Annotated in this window: 17 protein-coding genes and 1 other RNA gene; 4 read left to right on the top strand and 14 right to left on the bottom strand. The window is 71.9% G+C overall.

The annotated features are described in order from the left end of the window. The first annotated feature begins 63 nt into the window (after positions 1-63). Entirely contained in the window at positions 64-708 is a 645-nt protein-coding gene (locus ABC795_RS04415) for a hypothetical protein (protein ID WP_347059695.1), read from the top strand. Between the two features lie 19 nt (positions 709-727). On the opposite strand, the gene ABC795_RS04410 is transcribed toward ABC795_RS04415, so the two are convergent. Next, complete coding sequence (locus ABC795_RS04410) at positions 728-1,579, bottom strand: patatin-like phospholipase family protein (RefSeq protein ID WP_347059694.1); 852 nt, start codon at positions 1,577-1,579, stop codon at positions 728-730. A 79-nt stretch (positions 1,580-1,658) separates the two neighbouring features. Here ABC795_RS04410 and ABC795_RS04405 point away from each other — a divergent pair, with 79 nt between their 5' ends. Together ABC795_RS04405 and ABC795_RS04400 are read left to right on the top strand one after the other, a co-directional pair. Continuing rightward, positions 1,659-3,401 carry an AMP-binding protein gene (locus ABC795_RS04405; protein ID WP_347059693.1) on the top strand — a complete coding sequence of 581 codons (1,743 nt, stop codon included), beginning with the start codon at positions 1,659-1,661 and terminating at the stop codon, positions 3,399-3,401. Between the two features lie 74 nt (positions 3,402-3,475). Then, complete coding sequence (locus ABC795_RS04400; protein WP_347059692.1) at positions 3,476-4,534, top strand: potassium channel family protein; 1,059 nt, start codon at positions 3,476-3,478, stop codon at positions 4,532-4,534. Positions 4,535-4,610: 76 nt separating this feature from the next. Here ABC795_RS04400 and ABC795_RS04395 read toward each other — a convergent pair whose 3' ends face one another. After that, the gene (locus ABC795_RS04395; RefSeq protein ID WP_347059691.1) at positions 4,611-6,197 is read right to left on the bottom strand and encodes an adenylate/guanylate cyclase domain-containing protein; all 1,587 of its coding nucleotides are present in this window, start codon (positions 6,195-6,197) and stop codon (positions 4,611-4,613) included. A gap of 140 nt (positions 6,198-6,337) precedes the next feature. Here ABC795_RS04395 and ABC795_RS04390 point away from each other — a divergent pair, with 140 nt between their 5' ends. Then, positions 6,338-6,898 (top strand): isochorismatase family protein, encoded by a 561-nt coding sequence (locus ABC795_RS04390; protein WP_347059690.1) that lies wholly within the window; start codon positions 6,338-6,340, stop codon positions 6,896-6,898. Between the two features lie 188 nt (positions 6,899-7,086). Here ABC795_RS04390 and ABC795_RS04385 read toward each other — a convergent pair whose 3' ends face one another. The 12 genes from ABC795_RS04385 to smpB form a co-directional block, all read right to left on the bottom strand. Then, on the bottom strand, positions 7,087-7,611 hold the full coding sequence (locus tag ABC795_RS04385) for an ATP-binding protein (RefSeq protein WP_347059689.1): 525 nt from the start codon (positions 7,609-7,611) through the stop codon (positions 7,087-7,089). Beyond that, entirely contained in the window at positions 7,612-8,043 is a 432-nt protein-coding gene (locus ABC795_RS04380) for a hypothetical protein (RefSeq protein ID WP_347059688.1), read from the bottom strand. It lies immediately after the preceding gene. Next, positions 8,043-10,091, bottom strand: a complete 2,049-nt coding sequence (locus ABC795_RS04375) for a hypothetical protein (protein ID WP_347059687.1) — start codon at positions 10,089-10,091, stop codon at positions 8,043-8,045. Before ABC795_RS04375 ends, ABC795_RS04380 begins: the two co-directional genes overlap by 1 nt. Continuing rightward, positions 10,078-11,775 (bottom strand): hypothetical protein, encoded by a 1,698-nt coding sequence (locus ABC795_RS04370; protein ID WP_347059686.1) that lies wholly within the window; start codon positions 11,773-11,775, stop codon positions 10,078-10,080. Before ABC795_RS04370 ends, ABC795_RS04375 begins: the two co-directional genes overlap by 14 nt. After that, positions 11,772-13,262 (bottom strand): hypothetical protein, encoded by a 1,491-nt coding sequence (locus ABC795_RS04365; RefSeq protein ID WP_347059685.1) that lies wholly within the window; start codon positions 13,260-13,262, stop codon positions 11,772-11,774. The genes ABC795_RS04370 and ABC795_RS04365 overlap by 4 nt, the downstream gene beginning before the upstream one ends. A gap of 112 nt (positions 13,263-13,374) precedes the next feature. Continuing rightward, positions 13,375-13,749: a transfer-messenger RNA gene (ssrA, locus tag ABC795_RS04360) on the bottom strand. Between the two features lie 98 nt (positions 13,750-13,847). After that, positions 13,848-14,996: a magnesium and cobalt transport protein CorA gene (locus ABC795_RS04355; protein WP_347059684.1), complete on the bottom strand. Its 1,149-nt coding sequence runs from the start codon at positions 14,994-14,996 to the stop codon at positions 13,848-13,850. 359 nt (positions 14,997-15,355) lie between these two features. Continuing rightward, positions 15,356-16,234, bottom strand: a complete 879-nt coding sequence (locus ABC795_RS04350) for a hypothetical protein (RefSeq protein ID WP_347059683.1) — start codon at positions 16,232-16,234, stop codon at positions 15,356-15,358. A 9-nt stretch (positions 16,235-16,243) separates the two neighbouring features. After that, positions 16,244-16,429: a hypothetical protein gene (locus ABC795_RS04345; RefSeq protein ID WP_347059682.1), complete on the bottom strand. Its 186-nt coding sequence runs from the start codon at positions 16,427-16,429 to the stop codon at positions 16,244-16,246. Next, positions 16,426-17,319: an amidohydrolase family protein gene (locus tag ABC795_RS04340; RefSeq protein ID WP_347059681.1), complete on the bottom strand. Its 894-nt coding sequence runs from the start codon at positions 17,317-17,319 to the stop codon at positions 16,426-16,428. The genes ABC795_RS04345 and ABC795_RS04340 overlap by 4 nt, the downstream gene beginning before the upstream one ends. Then, on the bottom strand, positions 17,316-18,239 hold the full coding sequence (locus ABC795_RS04335) for an NADP-dependent oxidoreductase (protein ID WP_347059680.1): 924 nt from the start codon (positions 18,237-18,239) through the stop codon (positions 17,316-17,318). Before ABC795_RS04335 ends, ABC795_RS04340 begins: the two co-directional genes overlap by 4 nt. Then, a complete protein-coding gene (gene smpB / locus ABC795_RS04330) occupies positions 18,236-18,712 on the bottom strand; it encodes an SsrA-binding protein SmpB (protein WP_347059679.1) in 477 nt (158 codons plus the stop codon). The genes ABC795_RS04335 and smpB overlap by 4 nt, the downstream gene beginning before the upstream one ends. Between the last annotated feature and the right edge of the window lie 83 nt (positions 18,713-18,795).

The raw sequence follows: 18,795 nt of genomic DNA, 5'->3' as shown, positions 1-18,795 counted from the left end.
GCCCAGCGGTTGCGTGGAGGGCGCACGGCGCGAAGGACGCGCCGGCCCGAGGAGGACACACACATGACCACCACCACGAGCTCCGGCGTCTCGGCGCCCCACGCCACCGGCCGGCGCAGCCCCCTGCCCGCGCTCGCCGGCGTCGGCGCGCTGCTCGCGTTCGCGGCTGCGGCCGTCACCTTCGGTGACCCGATGGGGGGCGCCGCCACACCCGCCGAGGCGGCGTCCGCCCTGGCGGGCGCCGACGTGATGCTCGCCGCGGTGCTCATGGGCCTCTATGCCCTGCTGGCCACCGCCGTCGCCGGGCTGCTGGCCGTGCACCTGGGCCGCGGGCGGGACGGCGCCGCCGTCCGGCTGCTGCCGCTGCTCGGCGCCGGTCACGTGCTCCTGATGACCGCGGCGACGGCGGCTCCGGCCGCGGCGGTGACGGTCGGCACCCTGACCTTCGGCGACGGGGTGACGCCGACCGGCGCGGAGTTCGCCCTCCTGCTCATGAACGTGGCCCACCCGATGGCCGCCTGGGTGGGCATCGGCTTCCTCGTCGCCGTCGCGGTCGCCGCCTGGACCGCCCGGGTCTCCCGGGTGCTGGTCGGCATCAGCGCGGTGTTCGCCCTCGGCCTGGCGCTCCCCCCGGTGGGCTGGGCGGTCACCTACCTGATGGCCTTCTGGTTCGCCGGGGTCGGCCTGTGGCTGTGGCGCCGCGGCTGAGCGCTCCCGCGAAGGCCGGTCAGTCGTTCCATGCCTCGGTGACCCGCTGCGCGACCGCCGCCGCCTGAGCGCGACCGGCCCGCGCAGCGGGTTCCCGGGCCGCGGGGTCGAGGACGTTGCGGCCGATCGCCGTCCGGCTACCTTCGTCCGGGGCGACGACGACGACCCGCGCCAGCATTCCGCTCACCTGGGCGTCGACGCTGGCCATCGGCCCGACGCCGCGCGGGATCGGCGCGAGGACGACCAGCCGGTCGTACGCCTGCGCGAGGTCCGCATTGGCCGCCGAGCGCATGCCGCCGTCGACGTACCGGCGACCGTCGATGGTGACCGGCGGGAAGACGCCGGGCACCGCGCAGCTGGCGGCCACCGCCTGCAGCAGCGGCACGCCCGAGTCGCGGTCGAAGGGGCGGAACTCGCCGGTGGCGGCGTCGACGGCGGTCACGGTCAGCGGCCGGTCGGGCCATTCGCGGGAGACCAGCCGGGAGCCGATCACCTCCAGCCGCTCCTCCTCGGTGGGCGTCAGCCCCGCCTTCTCCGCCGCCAGGGCCAGCGTGCCCACGCGACGACGGAACTCGACGTCGCGGCCGCGGCTGACGAGCATCGCCCAGGCGTACCGGGCGAGGTTGCCGCGGGTCATCCGGGCAACCTTCTCCTGCGTGGGCGGCTCGAGCTGGCGGGCGAACATCTCCTCCAGCGGCGCCCCGCTGGTGATCTGCGCCCCGACCACCGAGCCGGCCGACGTGCCGACGACCAGATCGGCATCGGTGAGGTCGACCCCCGCCTCGGCCAGGCCGGCGAGCACGCCGATCTCCCACGCGATGCCGGTGATGCCTCCGCCGCCCAGGACGAGGGCGGTGCGCTGGTCGCTCATGGGCGACATCCTCACAGAGACCTCGACACGGGCTGTGAGCTGGGCCACCCTGTGCCAGGTCACCGACGAGAGGAAACGCATGACCACCGTGCAGTCCGCCCCGGCAACCGCGACGGTCGGCTGGCCGCCCGGCCTGCCCCGCTCGCTGGACTACCCGCGGGTGCCGGTGGGATCGATCCTGCGCGCCGCCGTGCGTCGCTGGGGCGACCGGACGGCGTTCCTCGACCACGACGTGCCGCTGACCTTCACCGAGCTGGGCGCCCGCGCGCACGCCGTCGCCGGCTGGCTGGCCGACCACGGCATCGGGCGGGGCGACGTCGTCGCCGTCCACATCCCGAACTGCCGCCAGTACCCCCCGATCTACTACGGCATCCTGCTGTCCGGCGCCACCTTCTCCCCCACGAACCCGCTGCTCCCGGCCGCCGACCTCGCCGCCCAGCTCAGCGACGCCGGCGCGACGGTGCTCATCACCTGGGACCAGGTCCTGCCGTTCGTGCGGGGCGCGCTGGTGCAGACGCCGGTGCAGACCGTCGTCGTCACCGGTGAGGCGCACATCCTCGACTTCGCCGCCCGGATCGACGGATTGGAGGACGCCGACGTCGACCTCGCCGAGCTGCTCGCGGGCGACCCCACCGACCGGCACCTCGACGCCGGCATCGACGTCCACGCCGACCTGGCACACCTGGCCTACACCGGCGGGACGACCGGTGTCAGCAAGGGCGTGGAGCTGCCGCACCGCCAGGTCGTGACGAACGTGGTGCAGTCGGCCTGCTGGACGTCGGGCTCGGTGCCGGTGCTCGACGAGCACGGTGACGTGACCCTGGAGCAGGTGCTGGGTGCCGACGAGTGCCCCACCCGGCTCGGGGAGGCGCGGATCATCAACCTGACGCCGTGGTTCCACGCCATGGGCGCGATCGGCTACCTCAACGGCATGGTCATGGGCGGCACCATGACCGTCATCCACATGCGCTTCGACCCGGTGCAGTACGTCGAGGACATGGTCAGGCACCAGGTGACCGCCATCGGCGGCGCCCCGCCGGTCTTCGTCGCCCTGCTGCAGGTGCCCGGGTTCGCCGAGGCCGACCTCTCGCACGTGCGCGGGGTCAGCAGCGGCGCCGCACCGCTCCCGGTCACGCTGATCGAGAAGATGGGCGCGCTGATGCCCAACGCCACCATCGGCGAGGGCTACGGGCTCACCGAGGTCACGATGATGGCGACCGGCAACCCGTCCTTCCGGTCCGGCACCCGCAAGCCGGGCACGGTCGGCGTGCCGATCTTCGACACCGAGATCAGCATCCGGCCGATCGGTGGCGGCGACCCGCTGCCCCCCGGTGAGCGCGGCGAGGTGTGCATCCGGGGACCTCAGGTGATGCGCGGGTACGCGCACCGCCCCGACGCCACCGCCGACGCCATCGACGTCGACGGCTGGTTCCACTCCGGCGACGTGGGCATCCTCGACGAGGACGGTTACCTGGCGATCGTCGACCGCACCAAGGACATGCTGCTCTACAAGGGCTACAACGTGTTCCCGCGCGAGCTGGAGGAGGTCCTGTTCGGCGTCCCCGGCGTCGGTGGCGCGGCGGTGGTGGGGCGGCCCGATCCAGAGGCCGGCGAGCTGCCGGTGGCCTACGTCGTGCGCAAGGACGACGCCGACGGCGCCGCCCTCACCGTCGAGTCGGTCATGGCGGCGGTCAACGGCAAGGTGACGCCGTACAAGCGGCTCCGCGACGTCCGGTTCATCGATGCGATCCCGGTGTCGGCGGCCGGCAAGGTGCTCAAGCGTGAGCTCGCCGCGCGCGAGCGGGAGGCCGTCGGGGGCTGACCGGCCGGGCGCCGCGGCACCCGTTCGGGTGCGGCGGCGCGCGACCGGCGTGTCCGCTCACTATCGTCCGCGGCGTGGCTGAAGAGCGGAACGGTCTGGAGACCGAGCACACCGGGGTGCGGATCGCCCACGTCGAGCAGTCACCGGTCCGCCAGGTGTGGCGGCGCGTGCTCATCGCCGCGGTCGTCCTGCTCGTCGTCGTGCTCGTGGTCTACCTGGACCGGGACGGCTACGCCGACAGCCGCGGCGACGAGATCTCGCTCCTCGACGCGACCTACTACGCGACGGTCAGCCTCTCCACCACCGGCTACGGCGACATCACCCCGGTCACCGAGCAGGCCCGGCTGATCAACGTCCTGCTGATCACGCCGCTGCGCATCATGTTCCTGATCGTCCTCATCGGAACGACGCTCGAGGCCCTCACCGCGCGCTCGCGCGAGGAGTTCCGCATCCACCGCTGGAGGTCCCGCGTGCGCCAGCACGTCATCGTGTGCGGCTACGGCACCAAAGGCCGGAGCGCGATCCGCTCGCTGCAGGCCAACGGCACGCCGCTGGAGAAGATCGTCGTCGTCGATCCGGAGCCCCGGGCGATCGACGAGGCCAACGCCGCCGGGCTCACCGGCATCGTCGGCGACGCCGGCCGCACGGACGTGCTGCGCCGGGCAGCCGTGGAGCGGGCCCGGTCGGTGATCGTCGCCGCCAACCGCGACGACGCGTCGGTGCTCATCACCCTGACGGTGCGGCAGCTCAACCCGAGCGTGCCGATCACCACCAGTGTCCGGGAGGAGGAGAACGCCAACCTCCTGCGGCAGTCCGGCGCCGACACGGTCATCACCACCTCGGCCACCTCCGGGCGGCTGCTCGGCCTGTCCACCGACGCCCCGCGGGTGGTGGCCGTGGTCGAGGACCTGGTCACCGGTGGGCAGGGGCTGGACCTCCACCAGCGGACGGTCACCACCGACGAGGTGGGCCTGGGCCCCCGGCAGCTGCGCGACATCGTGCTGTCGGTGACCCGCGGCGGGCGCACGCTGCGCTTCGACGACCCGCTGATCGGGACGCTCCAGCCGGAGGACGTGCTGGTCGTGGTGAAGGCGCACGAAGCGGGCAAGGGGACCCGCTCCCCGACGCAGTAGTCGTCGCTCCTGGCCGCCGGATCCCGTCCTGGCATGGGCCCGCTCCGGCGTCGTCCCCGATCGCCATCCGGCTCATTCAGGCCGGCGACCACCTGTGCGGGTCGGAGGCGTTCCCGCGGGAACGCCTCGTGCTCCACTCGCCCCGGCAACGCGCCCACGTGGTCGTGGTCTCGCCGCGGCCACGGAGCTCGACCTCGGCGTCCTGCACCCAGTGCGCGCGCTCCTCGGGGGCAGCCGCCCGTGCGGTGGACTCGCTGGCCACGGCGCGGCCCGGGTGCTCCTTCGCCTGCTCGGTGAGCCGCGCCGCCTCGTTCACCGGGTCGCCGATGACGGTGTACTCCAGCCGGCTGGCCGCGCCCACCTGCCCCGCCCACACCCGGCCGCAGGCGACCCCCACGCCGACGTCGACCTCCCCCGCCTCGGCGACGGCGTCGCAGATCCGCCGGGCAGCCCGCAGGGCCGCGCCGGCCGGGTCGGGGTGGTCGGCCGGGGCACCGAAGACGCACAGTGCGGCGTCGCCCTCGAACTTGTTCACCAGGCCGCCCTCGGCCTCGATGGACTCGACGACGACGGCGAAGAACCGGTTGAGCAGGCCGGCCATCTCCTCCGGGCCGGTGCGGCGGACCAGCGACGTGGAGCCGGCGATGTCGACGAAGAGCGCCGCCACGGTCCGCTCCTCCCCGCCGAGGGAGACGCCGGTGGCCAGCGCCCGCTGGGCGACCGTCGTGCCGACGTGCCGCCCGAACAGGTCGCGCAGCCGCTCCCGCTCGGCCAGGCCCGCGGCCATGGAGTTCACCCCCTCCTGCAGCAGCCCGATCTCGCCGGCGTCGTCGACCACGACGTCGACGTCGTAGTCCCCCCGGCCGACCTGCTGCACCGCGCGCCGCAGGTCGCGCAGCGGCTGGCCCACGGCCCGGGCGGTGAGGACGGTGGCCAGCGCACCGACCAGCAGCGCGACGACGACGAGGAAGATGACCGCCGTGCGGCCGGGGCCGTCGGGGTTGCTCGGGTCCAGGTACAGCAGGATGACGCCGACCATGGGGACGCCGCTGGTGAGCCCCCAGGTGAGCAGTAGGCGGATGCGCACGCCCAGGGTGAGCGCGCCGGCCGGCGGGTGGGCGGCCAGTGCGTGGGCGGTGACGGCCCGCGCCGCCCGGGCGACCAGCAGGTAGGTGACGCCGGCGGTGACCACGCCGCCGAGGACGACGGCGACGGCGATCCGCGCACCTACCCGGGCGTCGGGGAGGGTGACCGCCCCGACGGCGCCCACGAGGACCGCGCCCAGCAGCCAGACCAGAGCGGCGATGAGCGCGGTGTCCAGCGGTAACCGCAGGGTGTGCGCCGCCTCGCCGCTCGTCGGCTCCCGGCCGGCCATCAGCCAGCGGTTCGTGGCCCGCTGCCGCCGCAGCCCCGCGACGACGGCGAGCGGCAGTGCGAGGGCGAGGTAGGCCCCGGCCGCCCAGAGCACCACCGTGCGGCCGGGGCTGCCCCTGCTGTCCTCCACGCCGATCAGCAGCAGGACCACGGTGCCGACCCCGATCAGGTTGGCCGCGGCGACCAGCAGCACGATGACCGGGACGGCCAGCCGGCCGCTGGGCGCCCACTCTGTCCAGCCGCCGTCGCGGGCCACCGTGCGCGGCCGGTGGCCCTGCTCGTCGGTCACGGTCGGCGCAACGAGGTCCGGTGGGCGCAGGTTGCGGAGGCTCCCCCGATCGTGGCCGCACCGGCGGGCTCGGCGGACGCCGAAGCGTCACCGGTCCGCTCTACGGTGACCGCGACGTCCCGGAGTCCACGGAGGCAGCCATGACCGCACTGGAGAACCGTTCGCGCACCGCCCTGCTCGTCATCGACGTGCAGAACGGCGTGGTCGGCAACGCCTACGAGCGCGACCGCGTCGTCGGCAACATCCGGCAGCTCGTCGAGAAGGCCCGCGCCGAGCAGGTGCCGGTGGTGTGGGTCCAGCACTCCGACGAGGGCCTGCCGCAGGGCTCCGACGAGTGGCAGTACGTCCCGGAGCTGGCGCGCCTGGACTCCGAGCCCCTGGTGCACAAGAGCTACGGCGACTCGTTCGAGGCCACCGGCCTGGAGGAGCACCTCGCCGAGCGTGCCATCGGCCGGTTGGTGGTCACCGGCGCGCAGACCGACGCCTGCATCCGCTCGACGTTGCACGGCGCCCTGGTCCGCGGGTACGACACCACCCTGGTCGCTGACGCGCACACCACCGAGGACCTGCGCCAGTGGGGCGTCCCGATCGGCCCCGACCAGGCGATCGCCTACACGAACGCCTACTGGGACCTCGCGTCCGCGCCCGGCCGCCGGGGCAGTGTCACCCCCACCGCGGAGGTCGACTTCTCGGGCGTCTGACCGGTCCGCCACGGCTCGGCGCGGCGGCCACCGGAGAGCAGCGCCGGCCACGGACCTGATCACCTGGACGCCCGGGGCGCGCCGTGCCCGACCGCGAGAAGGGACGGCAGCGACCCGGGGCCGGACGCACGAGAGCCCCGGTCAGCGACCGGGGCTCTCGCACGCAACAGGGGTGGTGGAGGTAACTGTCAGAAAGACGGTGTCTTCCCGGTCAGTGTCTTGTGTACCGCGAGGACGATCTCCTCCACCGAAGGCGCCGCGTCCACCCGGAGGCAGTCCTCGTCCGGCCAATCCACGTAGCCAGCGGCACGCTCTTGGACCTGGTGCCACGTTGGCTCAGGAACATGGCGCAGTCCGCGTGCGCGCCCTTCAAGTCGACGCCGATGCTCCTCGGCGTCGGCAAGGGTCAAGAGGACGAAGGTGAGGTCTGCTCCCGCGCGTTGGGCTGCAAGGCGCCAAGTGCCTCTCGCTGGCTCACTGTCGTTCACCGCATCCACCACGACCGCATGGCCGAGGAGAAGGTTCTGTTCAGTCATCTCACGAGCCGCCTCGTAGGCACCGACCCCGGTTTCCCAGGACGGCGGCAGTCCAGCGCCTCTGAGCGCATCTTCGATTGGGTCGATAGATAGATGGACGGCCTTCAATCGGCCAGCGAGCACGGCGGCAACAGCGGACTTTCCGGTACCCGGTAGCCCTGAGACGACGATGAGCATTCAGTCGCGCACCTTCTTGTGGCGACGAATGGGCACTACGTCGCTCGTCGTCGCAGCGGCCGGGTTGTCCGAGAGGTGATGCGCGAAAAGGGTCATGGCGTAGCGGTCCAGTTGCCGGTTGAGTTCACTGAGTTGCTGCTTAAGTTCGGCGATCTTCTGCTTGTCCTGGTGCTTCTCCTCGGCGACGGGGCTGCGCCTGCCGGAGCCACTAGGCGCGAGTAGTTGATCCATCTTCTCGTTGAGCCGGTACGAGTTGTCCGCTTCCGTGGCGTCCTGCCGGAACGCGCGGGCGACGGCGTCATGGCTGAGGCCGCTGAGGTGCTCGACCTGACGCTTGGTCCGTGGCGCGCTCGCGTCAGCGGCAAGGGCATCGATAGCGGCGGAGACGCGGGCCATCACCTCGTCGGAGACGCGCTTGCGGTTGGCTGGCATCACGCCTCCAATGGGCTGGCGGTGTCGCGACGGAGGTCGCGGAGGGCGCGGACAAGGTTGGCGCGGTCGCGCTGCATCCGTTCCCGCAGGTCCTGACTGCCTCGATCCTGATCGAGGTAGGCGTCGATGCGGGCGACGGCGTCCTGGTAGACGGGGCTGTGGACCTCGGTGGCGAGGGCGTTGGTGCAGTCCAAGCCGATGCAGACGTGGTCGCCGAGGCGCGGGCGCTCGGCTCCGCAGCCACTGGTTGCGGGGTTCCACATGCAGTCGTTGGTGAGGCCAAAGTGGAGCCGTTCGGCGAGAGTGTCGGCGATGCGTTCCGCACGGGCGGGGTCGGCGACGATCTGGGCGCGGAAGGCGGTGATGTGCCGGGCGGCGGGTCCGGCGACAGGGGTCGTTCCGACGATGAGGGCTTCAGCCTCCTTCCGGAGGATGCCCTTGCGAATCCCGTCGAGGTGCCGGACGGAACGCTGTTGACCGTCGCTCATGTAGCCGCTCGTCATGCGCCAGGCGGAGTGCCCGAGTTGGATGCCCAGGCCGAGTTCGGCACCGGGCTTGGTGGTGGCGTAGACGGCGAAGGAGCGCCGCAGGGTCAGTGCGTTGATGCTGTCCGAGTCGGTCACCTCGATCCGCCGGAGCGCGAGCCCGGCGCCCCGTCCGGGGCGGGTCGCGGGGTCTCCGTTAACGAAGGCGAGGAGTCGGGGGATGTCCCGGTCGCCGTTGTACGAGCCTGCGTTGGTGGCGCTCCGCGCGAACAGGTAGGTGGGGTGCGGGCTGACGGCAGCGAGGACTTCGCAGGCGCGGATGGCGGGCTGCGGCGCCCACCAGGCGCGGTCCTCGCCGTCCAGGTCGTCGTTGCCCTTGTGCTGGGTGCTGGCCAGCGCTGGCAGGCCGTCGCGTGTGGTGATCGAGTCCCGCGTCAGTTCCTGGATTTCGCCATCGCGCATCCCGGTGAGGCAGGCGATGACGACGTAGCAGGCAGCGCGCAGCACGCTGACCAGGAACTCCATTTCACCCAAGCCGATCTCGCTGACCCACGGGGCCTGGGCGCCGTCGTCGTGCGAGACCAAGGCGGTGGGCTCGACCAATCCGCCGAGGACGCCGCGTGACTTCTCGGCGGCAGCGGCATCCAGCAGGTCCACCGCTTCCTGCCGGTAGGCGGGGTGAACCGGCTTGAAGATTGAGTCGTTGATACGCAGCATGCGGCAGAACAGCGTCGTGTTGACCTCGCCGCGTTCACCGGGGCTGCGTCCGAAACCGGTGTGCAGCGGGACCTTTCCACCCGCCGCGTCCCATGCCTGGAGGATGCGCCAAGCGTTCCCGGCGGCCGGTCCAGCGGGACGTGCGGGTAGTTCCCGCTGCATCTGGACGGCGGGGATGATGTCGACCGACCAACGGTCGACGATGGCCCACGATGCAGCGAGCAGAGGCGCCCAGAGGTCCCAGGGGAGGGGCGCCGTCTCGTTCTCCACGCCGCGTCCGTCGTCCCCGGCGACCTCGTTGGCTGACCGCGCTCCCCACGGCTGGAAGGACAAGCCCTCGGGCAGGACAGCGCGGTAGTCGCGCAGCGACTTGAGGGCCTCGACGTAGCCCCGGATCGTGCCAGGAGTGAGCCCGTGCCCGTCCTCCCGGTGGCGTCCCGTCTGGAGGTCGCTCAGCAGGTCGTCGCAATGCTGCTGGCGCCAGGCCCCGAACGACGGCAGCGAGCGGTCAGCGCCCCAGTTGGCGAGCAGGCGCAGACGGATGTAGGCGCCGTAGACGGCGTACGTGGGAGCAGGGTCGGCGCGGCGGACCACCCCGGCCTCGACAACGGCCGGGTGGTCGGGCTGGGCGAGGACCATGAGCAGATCGGTGACATCGGTGCGGTAGCCGTCCGGGATGTCGGCGAAGTCGATGCGGCGCTCGCCCTGGCTCATGCGGGTGACGATGGGGCCGAAGTCCCAGACGGTCTGGCCGTAGCGCGGTCCGGCTGGCTCCAGCGCCCACACGGCCTCACCCGGCGTGAAGGCGCTGGGTCGGGCGTCGGTCGCACGGTCAAGCAACGTCATCGGTGCCCCGCATGTCGTTGCGTGTGCCGAGGTCGAGCGGGACCATCCCCATCCGCTGGCGGGCAGCCTCCACGACCTCAGTCGGGAATGCAGGCAGGACGACCTCGGTGATCATCTCGTAGATCGGCTTCCAGTGGTCCAGCCAGACCTGCGGGTCGGCGGCGCGGACGGGATCGGCGACCTCGGCGATGGCCAGCGCCGCTGGGAGGTGGTACTGGGTGATGAGGGCGTTGCCACAGCCGAAGCAGGTCCCGGTCATCGACCTCGTGCACGTCACCCCCGGCGCCTCGTAGGGGCTGTCCTTGGGATCGCGACAGGCGGCTTGCGGTCCGTCGAGGTCACCGCGCAGCAGCGCGGCAGCGGTGACACCGTCGAGGCCGGGGGTTTCCTGGCCCTCGGCGAGCAACTGCTCGGCCTCCGGGGTCACCACGGTGGGGCCGGCGAGCGCGGCCTCGAACATGTCGTTGGCGCTGTCGATGAGCAGGCGCCCGGCTTCGGCGCGGAGCACCTCGCTGTTGGTGTAGTGCCGGAAGAACGTCTCGGCGCCGTGCCGCCGCTTGCTGTTGAGGTAGCGACGTGGGTTGGCGAGCGCCTCGCTGGCGACGACGACCTTCCGGAACCGCCCCCAGACCTGCGGCTCGCTGACCTCGATGCCCGCCTCGGCGATCCAGCCTCGGATGCGGAAGGCATCGGTGTTCCAGAGCGGCTCCGTGATCCGTCCGTCGGGCCGCTGCTGCTGCCAGAGCGAGGATAGGCCGCTGCGAGCCCGCAGCCCTGCGGTCAGCCGGATGAGCCACGTGAGCGCCCGGTGAGCGGCGTGATCGTGCCGGGTGTAGACCTCCTGGTAGGTCTCCTGCGCCCGGTTCTTCTGCCAGGTGACGGCGTACTGCTCCACCAGGTCCCGCTCGGCCAGCCACGCGAGCCGAGCGGCGGGGGTCAGCCCGTCGACGGCTTGGTCGTGCTCGGGCGCGGCGGTTGCGACCACGTGGTCGACGGTCAGGGCGCGGATGACCTCCGGCGGCTCGCCTGCGGCGAGGCTCAGCAGCACGTGGGCGGCGACCAGTACGCGCGGAGGCGGCGGGAGCGAAGGCTCAGCCGTCTGCGCCCCAAGGTGGCTGTAGACGAGGCGGTGGGCCTGGGACCGCATCCGCCGGACCTCCCTCGACGCGAAGGCGGGCAGTCCCTCGTTGCGGTGATGGCGGAGGCGGGTGTCGTTCTCCAAGCGCCGCACGACCTCGGGATGCAGCACGCCAGGCGCGTCCCTGTTGATGCGGTCGAACAGCGCGAAGAGGTGAACCGCGTAGCGGTAGTGGGTGTCCGTCTTGGCTGTCCGGTGTGCGGCGAGCAGGTCCATTTCCCAGGCATCGAGGTGTCGACGACGCAGGTCACCCAGGCCGAAGGAACTCTCGCTGCCCACCACGTGAGGCTGCTGGCCGAGGTGCCGGAGGAAGGCGCGTACTGCGGTGAGCAGTTCCTTCATCACCTGCCCGTTGCCGCGCGCCACCTCCAGCCACTTGTCGGCGAGGGCGGCAGCAAGTGTGGGGAGGACGTAGTCGGTAGGGGTGACCGACGATGTGATCGTGCGTCCGTAGTCCTGCCAGGCGTAGGAGCGGGGGTCGCTGAGGGCGAGGGCTGCTGTCGAGTACCGACGTGTTGTCGGGGTGCTGTAGGAGCCTCGCGTCACGCCTCGTCCTCGTCGTCGGTGTCCTGCACGTCGTCGCCGGGATCATCGCTGGTGTGTCCGACAAGTCCGGCGGCGATGGACCGCAACGTGCGCGGTACCTCCTCCTGCCACGTCTCGGCGGCGTACAGGTAGTCGTAGGTTGTGGACACATCGGCGTGTCCGAGCAACTCCTTGACGGTCAGCACCGGATTGGCCAGCAGCAGGTAGGGCTGGCCTGTCCGCTCCCGTCCTTCCTTCATCAGGGCGGCGAGCATCCGGACGGCGAAGGTGTGGCGAAGGGTGTGCGGCGTGACGGTGATGTGCTCGGGTGGCCGGTTGGGGCCACCGCGCTCGAAGACCCGGTTCCGGGCGTCGCTGAACAGTTGGTTCCAGTAGGCCAGCACTGGGGGTAGTCCCCGTGCGACGAACAGGCCGAGCGGCTCGATCGTGCCGTCGTCGAGGATCCGGACGGTGCGGGCGCGGTCCTCATCGGTGAGGGTGAGTGTGGAGCGCGTGTGCCCGTCGATGACGACGGCGGGCTGGCCGCGCAGCCGGGCGAGGTCATCGACGACGAGGAGGCGTCCCTCGCGGCGGAGCCGTCGCAGGGAGGGCTGATGCCGCCGGACGAGAGCGGCCCGTTCGGTCTGCCGGTACAGGTCGACCGCCTGGGCTACCTCAGCGGTCACGTAGACGGCTCGGGTGACGCCCTTCTTGCCGATGCGATGGAAGACGTGCACGCCATCCGGAGGCATGTCCGCCAGCGGGGGGATCTCGTTGTCGAGAACGAATGCGCCTTCCTCCCTCCGGAGGCCGGTCGTGCCGAGCAACAGTCCGTACACGAAGTCCCGCTCGGGAGCGGCGGGCCGCGACTCCTCGTCGGCTCCGTCACCGCGTAGGCCCACGGCGAGGAAGTGCGCGGTCTGCGCGGGGTTCAGGAACCGCGCCTGCCTGACCTTTCGCTGCCGGGACATGAGCGTGTTCCGATCACCCCATCGAGGCGTCGGATCGGCCGCGATCCAGTGCATCGCGGTGGCGTACCGGAAGAACGAGGACAGGCAGCCCATCTCGGTGTCGAGGGTGGTGAACTCGACCGCGCCCTGGCGGCTGTCCCGGTAGCCGACCAGATCCTCGCGGGCTGCCTCGATCAGGTCGACCTTCGGCTCCCCGTTCTCGGCCAGCCAGTCCTCGACCGGCTGCCCCACCTGTTCGGCGAGCCGCTCCGCCCGAGTCTGGCGGAGGTACCTCAGCAATCGCGCCAGGTGGTAGACGTGGAACCGTCGCATGTTGCCCAGGTCGAACGCGCGCTGGGCATGGGCGTCGAGCAGGTACTGGTTCAGGTACCGACAGCCCGTCACGCCCCCGTCGTCGTCCACGACGAACGGGAAGCCGTCCGGCAGCCCTCGCTCGTCGAAGACCCCGCGAGCGAGGGATGGGTCGAACCGCTGCCCCTCAGGGAGGGACAGCGGTTCTTGACCCAGTAGTCGTCGGTCGATGACGACGATCCGCACTGCTGGTCCTCCCCCGGATACCCCGGTGAACGACCGGCGGCGTCTCTCAGGTGGAAGACACTAGCAGGCAAGATGAGATACAAGGAGTTAGAAGACACTCCATGGATCTCACTGGTGGAGGTGGCGGGAATCGAACCCGCGTCCTTCGACGCATATCCAGGGCTTCTCCGAGCGCAGTCCGCTACTGCCTCTGCTCGACCCCATCGATCTCGCGAACAAGTCGATGTGACGGGCCCAGTCGCTGTTTGTTGTCCCGCGAGCACCCGCGACCGGCGCTCACGGTGAGTCATCTAGCTGATGCCAGGATCCGGGCCGATGACGAACCCGGGCTGACAGAGTCGCCTCGCTACTTAGGCAGCGAGGGCGAACTCGCGCTGACTGGAGTCGGCGCTTGTGTGTTTTGCAACGCGTGGTTAACGAGCTCATCGTTGCCTTCCTCGGCTCGCTTCCCCTGGACACCCGACCGAAGTCGAGACCAATCACCCCCTGTGTAGTTGTGCAGACAGGATAACCGGCCGCACAAGCAGGTTGTTCCCGACGCCCGGGACCGCACGGATGCGCCCCGACCCGCTGCAGGTCCCGCGCTCAGATCCAGTCGCGGCGCTTGAACACCAGGTAGAGCGTGAGGCTGACCCCGAACATCAGCAGCAGCGCGAACGGGTAGCCCCACACCTCGTCGAGCTCGGGCATGTGGTCGAAGTTCATGCCGTAGACGCCGCCCACGAGACTCGGCGCGAACAGGATGGCCGCCCAGGCCGAGATCTTCTTGACCTCCTCGCCCTGCGCGATGCTGGTCTCGGTGAGTTCGCGGATCTCCTCGTTCTGCCGCTGCGCGACCAGCGTCGCGTTCACGGTGAGGATGTCGCGCAGCTGCAGGCGGAATCCCTCCACCCGCTCGTTGACCTGCACCACGTGGTCGGCGACGTCGCGCAGGTAGCTGCGCAGCTCCTCGTCCACGCCGTACTTGTCGAAACCGGCGGTGATCGCGGCGATGATGCCGGTCAGGGGCTGCGCCGCGCGCTGGAACTCCAGCACCTCCTGCGACAGCTCGTAGATGCGCCGGGAGACACCGGGGTCACCGCCGAACACCTGGGTCTCGATCTCGTCGATGTCGTTGGCCAGGCCCTCGACCACCGGCCCGTACCCGTCGACGACCGCGTCGAGGGCCGCGTACAGCACCGCCTCGCTGCCCTTCGCCAGCAGCGCCGGCTCGCTCTCCAGCCGACGGCGCACGCGAGCCAGGTCGGGGGACTCGCTGTGCCGCACGGTGACGGCGAAGTCCGGCCCGAGGAACAGGTGCAGCTCCCCGAACTCCACCTCCTCCAGGGCGTCGACGTACCGCGCGGCCTTCAGCACGACGAACAGCGTGCTGCCGTAGCGCTCGAACTTCGGCCGTTGGTGGGCCTTGATGGCGTCCTCGACGGCGAGCTCGGGCAGGTCGAACAGCTCGGCCAGCGCGCCCAGCTCGTTCGGCTGCGGGCGGTAGAGCCCCATCCAGGCCAGCCGCTCCTCCCCCGCGGCCAGCTCCTCACGGCTCTCGGCCGCGGTCTCCGGCGTGGCGATGCGGCGGCCCTCGGAGTACACCGCGTTGTCCACGATCCGCGACGGCTCGGCCGGGGCGTCGGGCACCGTCGCGGACGCCGTGGCCCCGCTCGGCGGCGGCCCGGGCTCCAGCCGCGGACGGCGGGTGAGGGTGGTCAGGGCGGTCAGCGGGGCGAGACGGCGCTCGGTCATGACGGGCTCCGGAGGGCAGGGGACGACGAGGCACACCGGAGGTCCTCTCGCCAGCCGCCGTTCCCGGTCCCGTCGCGGCGTGCGAGGGGTGGGGAGAACGGGCTCCTTCAGCAGGCGGGAAGGACCTCGGGACCGGTACTGGGAGGTTCGCTGCGCACGACGTCCTCCTCCCGGGTCGAGCCGCCCGCCCTCGCGTTCCGGCCGTCGCCCATGGTCCCACGCCGGCGACGACGACCCGAGGGTGTCCTCGCCCACACGGGTGACCGGCTCCCGGCCGCGGATCGGCCGACGGCCCCCGGGCCCAGGTCCACCACCAGCGGGAGCAGCACCCGTGCGCTCCCGCCGTCCCAGCGGGTCGTCTAGCGGCCGAAGATGCCCTGGCCGAACGCGCCGTTCGCGGTCAGCACGCGCGACAGGCCCTTGCCGATCTCGACCACCCGCGCGGTCTTCTCCGCGCCCAGCGACAGCCACGGGTCGGCGGCGAGCGCGTCGGTCTGCATCTCGATGCGGGCGCGCAACTCCGCGCCCTCCTCGGTCAGCCCGGCGTCGTCGAGCAGCCCGCGGTCGGCGAGCGCGGCGCACGCGGCGTCCCACTGCTCGTCCTTCCACCCGCGGGTGGCCTTGGCGGCCTGCACGGTGAATCCGCGACCGGTGGCGCAGTGGGTGATCAGCGCCTCGAGGCCGGTGAGCCCGGCGTGCAGCAGGACGGCGACGTGCCCGTCGCCGCGGTGCTCCCGCAGCAGCGTGGCCCCGTGCCACAGGGCGAGCAGCGGCTCCTCCGGCCACGGCAGGTCGGCGTGCCCGCCGTAGAGCGGCCGGCCCTCGGCGCTCAGGTCGCTGCAGGCCTCGCGGAGCAGTCCGGCCAGCTCGGCCACCTCCGGGGAGCCGGCGGCCTCCTCGCCGAGCAGGCGGGTGAGCGAGGCGCGGGCGGCATCGAGCCGGGCGGTGAGCACCTGCTCGGGCGCGGCGAGCGTCCAGGCCCGCGGGATCATGTGCGCGACCAGCGACGGCGAGAAGTTGTAGAAGGTCGCCGTCACGACGCCGGCCCCCACGGCCCCCATCGGGGCGGCGCGGCCGGCGAAGTAGACCATCCGGCCCGGCCGCAGGCCGACCGCACCGAGGTGCTCGTCCTGCTCCGGGGCGAAGTAGAGGTGCGAGTGCAGCGGGTCGATCGCGCGGTGCGCGCGGCCGACGAGTGCGGGATCGAACGCAGGCTCGGGCTGATCGACGCTGACCATGGCCGGACCCTAGCGACTCGCCACCGGGGGCTGCGCGACCGACCAGGCGACGTTTGTGCGCGCCGTCTCGAACCCGGGGCGCTCGTAGACCCGCAGCGCCCCGGTCACGTCGTCGCTGTCGACGTCGAGAGCGGCGGCGCGGCAGCCGTTCGCGGCGGCTCCCCGAAGCGCGGCGAGCCGGAAGTCCGGGATCACGCCGCGATCTCGAACAGCCGCGCCCCGTTGTGCCAGAGCACGGCGCGCAGCCACTCCTCCCCCAGATCCAGCCGGTGCAGCGCCTGCAGCTGGTGGGCGTAGGGGTACGGGATCGAGGGGAAGTCGCTGCCGAGGAGCACCTTGTCGCGCAGCGCCGCCAGCCGCGGGCGGTCGGCCGGGTCGAACGGCATCAGCCGCTCGGTGAAGTCGGTGGCGAACATCGTGGTGTCCAGGTGCACCCGCTCGTAGCGCTCGGCGAGGTCGAGGAAGTCCCGGTACTCGGGCATGCCGAGGTGCGCGATGACCAGCTGCAGCCGCGGATAACGCTCGAGCAGCCCGTTCATCGGCTCCGGTCCGGTGTGCTCGCCGGCCAGCGGGCCGGAGCCGCAGTGGATGACGACCGGGGTGCCGGTCTCCTCCAGCCGGGCCCACACCGCGTCGAGCAGCGGGTCGCGGGGATCGAACGCCCCCACCTGGACGTGCACCTTGAACACCCGCGCGCCGGCGCCCAGTGCCCCGGACACGTAGTCGTTCACCCCCGGCTCCGGGAAGAACGTCGCCGACCGGAGCACCTGCGGGCGGCCGGCCGCGAACCCGGCGGACCACTCGTTCAGCCACGCGGCCATCCCCGCCTTGTGCGGGTATGGCAGCGTCGGGAAGGCCCGGACGCCGAGCCGGTGGAGGACGGCGAGCCGCTCGTCCTCCGGCAGCCGGTACGTGACCGGCCACTCGGAGCCGTAGTGGGTCCCCGCTGCCTCGAAGTACTGCCAGACCTTCGCCTGCACCCGCTCGGGCAGAAAGTGCACGTGCACGTCGACGAGCCCGGGCAGTCCCAGCTCCCGCCAGTACCGGGGGACGTCGGCGTCGCCGGCCGGCGGTCGGACGCTCACGGGACCGTGACGACGACCTTGCCGCGGACGTGCCCGCCGGCGACCAGCTCCTGCGCCTGGGCCGTCTGCTCCAGCGGGAACGCCTTGGCGATCGCCACCCGCAGCTGCCCCGCGTCGGCCATCCGGCCGAGCTCCTCGAGGTCGTGCCGGTCGGGCCGGACGAACACGTAGCGGCCCCCCGTCCCGTTCACCGACGGGTCGACGACGCTGGCGATGCGGGAGACGTCGCGGACCTGCTCGGGCGCGTCGGCCAGGGCGTTCCCGCCGTTGAGGTCGAGCACCGCATCGACCTTCTCGGACAGCTGCCCGCTGATCGGGCCGGCCGAGTAGTCGAGCACCTCGGCGCAGCCGGCGTCGGTGAGGAAGCCGTGGTTGCGCGGGCTGGCGGTGCCGATGACGGTCGCGCCCAGGGCGACGGCGATCTGCACGGCGAAGAAGCCGACGCCGCCGGCCGCCCGGTGCACCAGCACCCGGTCGCCCTCCCCGACCTCGAGCGCCTCGGTGAGCGCCTGGTAGGCGGTCAGCCCGGCCAGCGGCAGCGCGCCGGCCTCAGTGAACGACAGCGACTCCGGCTTGGGGGCGAGGCACCGCTGCGGAGCGGGCACGAGCTCGGCCGCCGTTCCCCACTGGACGTCGTCGCGCCGCAGGTAGCCGAACACCTCGTCGCCCGGGGCGAAGTCGACGATCGCGGGGCCGACCGCCTCGACGACGCCGGCGAGGTCCCAGCCCGGGATGATCGGGAAGTGGTGCGGGAAGAACCCGGCCAGGCCGCCCTCGCGGATGCCGATGTCGACCGGGTTGACCCCGGCAGCGCGGGTGCGGACCAGCACGGTGTCCGGGCCGACCGGCGGCTCGGGCAGGTCGTCCCGCAACTCCAGCACCTCGATGCCACCGAACCGCTCGTAGGCGATGCCCTTCACCGTCGTCCCTTCACGTACCGCCCGAAGGCCTTCTGGATCTCGCGGCGCGAGTCGCGCTCGGCGAGGTCGTGCCGCTTGTCGTAGGACTTCTTGCCCTTCGCCAGCGCGAGCGTGGCCTTGACCTTGCCGTCCTTGAAGTACAGGTCCAGCGGCACCAGGGTCAGCCCGCCCTCGCGGGTCTTGCCGACCAGCTTGTCGATCTCGACGCGGTGCATGAGCACCTTGCGCTTGCGCCGCGGGGCGTGGTTGGTCCACGTGCCCTGCACGTACTCGGGGATGTGCACGTGCTGCAGCCACACCTCGCCGTCGTCGATCGAGGCGAACCCGTCGACCAGCGAGGCGCGGCCGGCACGCAGGCTCTTCACCTCGGTGCCGGTGAGCACCAGACCCACCTCGAAGGTGTCGAGGATCGAGTAGTCGTGCCGCGCCTTCTTGTTCTGGGCGATGAGCTTGCGCCCGGTCTCTCGCGGCAACGTTCCTCCGTCGTCCTCCGGACGACACCGCGGCCAGGTGCCGTCCCCATCTGCCACGAGCGTGCCCCGGCCCTCGTGGTGGC

It is taken from the genome of Blastococcus sp. HT6-30 (assembly GCF_039729015.1).
Taxonomy (GTDB): Bacteria; Actinomycetota; Actinomycetes; order Mycobacteriales; family Geodermatophilaceae; genus Blastococcus.
This window is presented reverse-complemented; position numbering and strand designations above follow the sequence as displayed.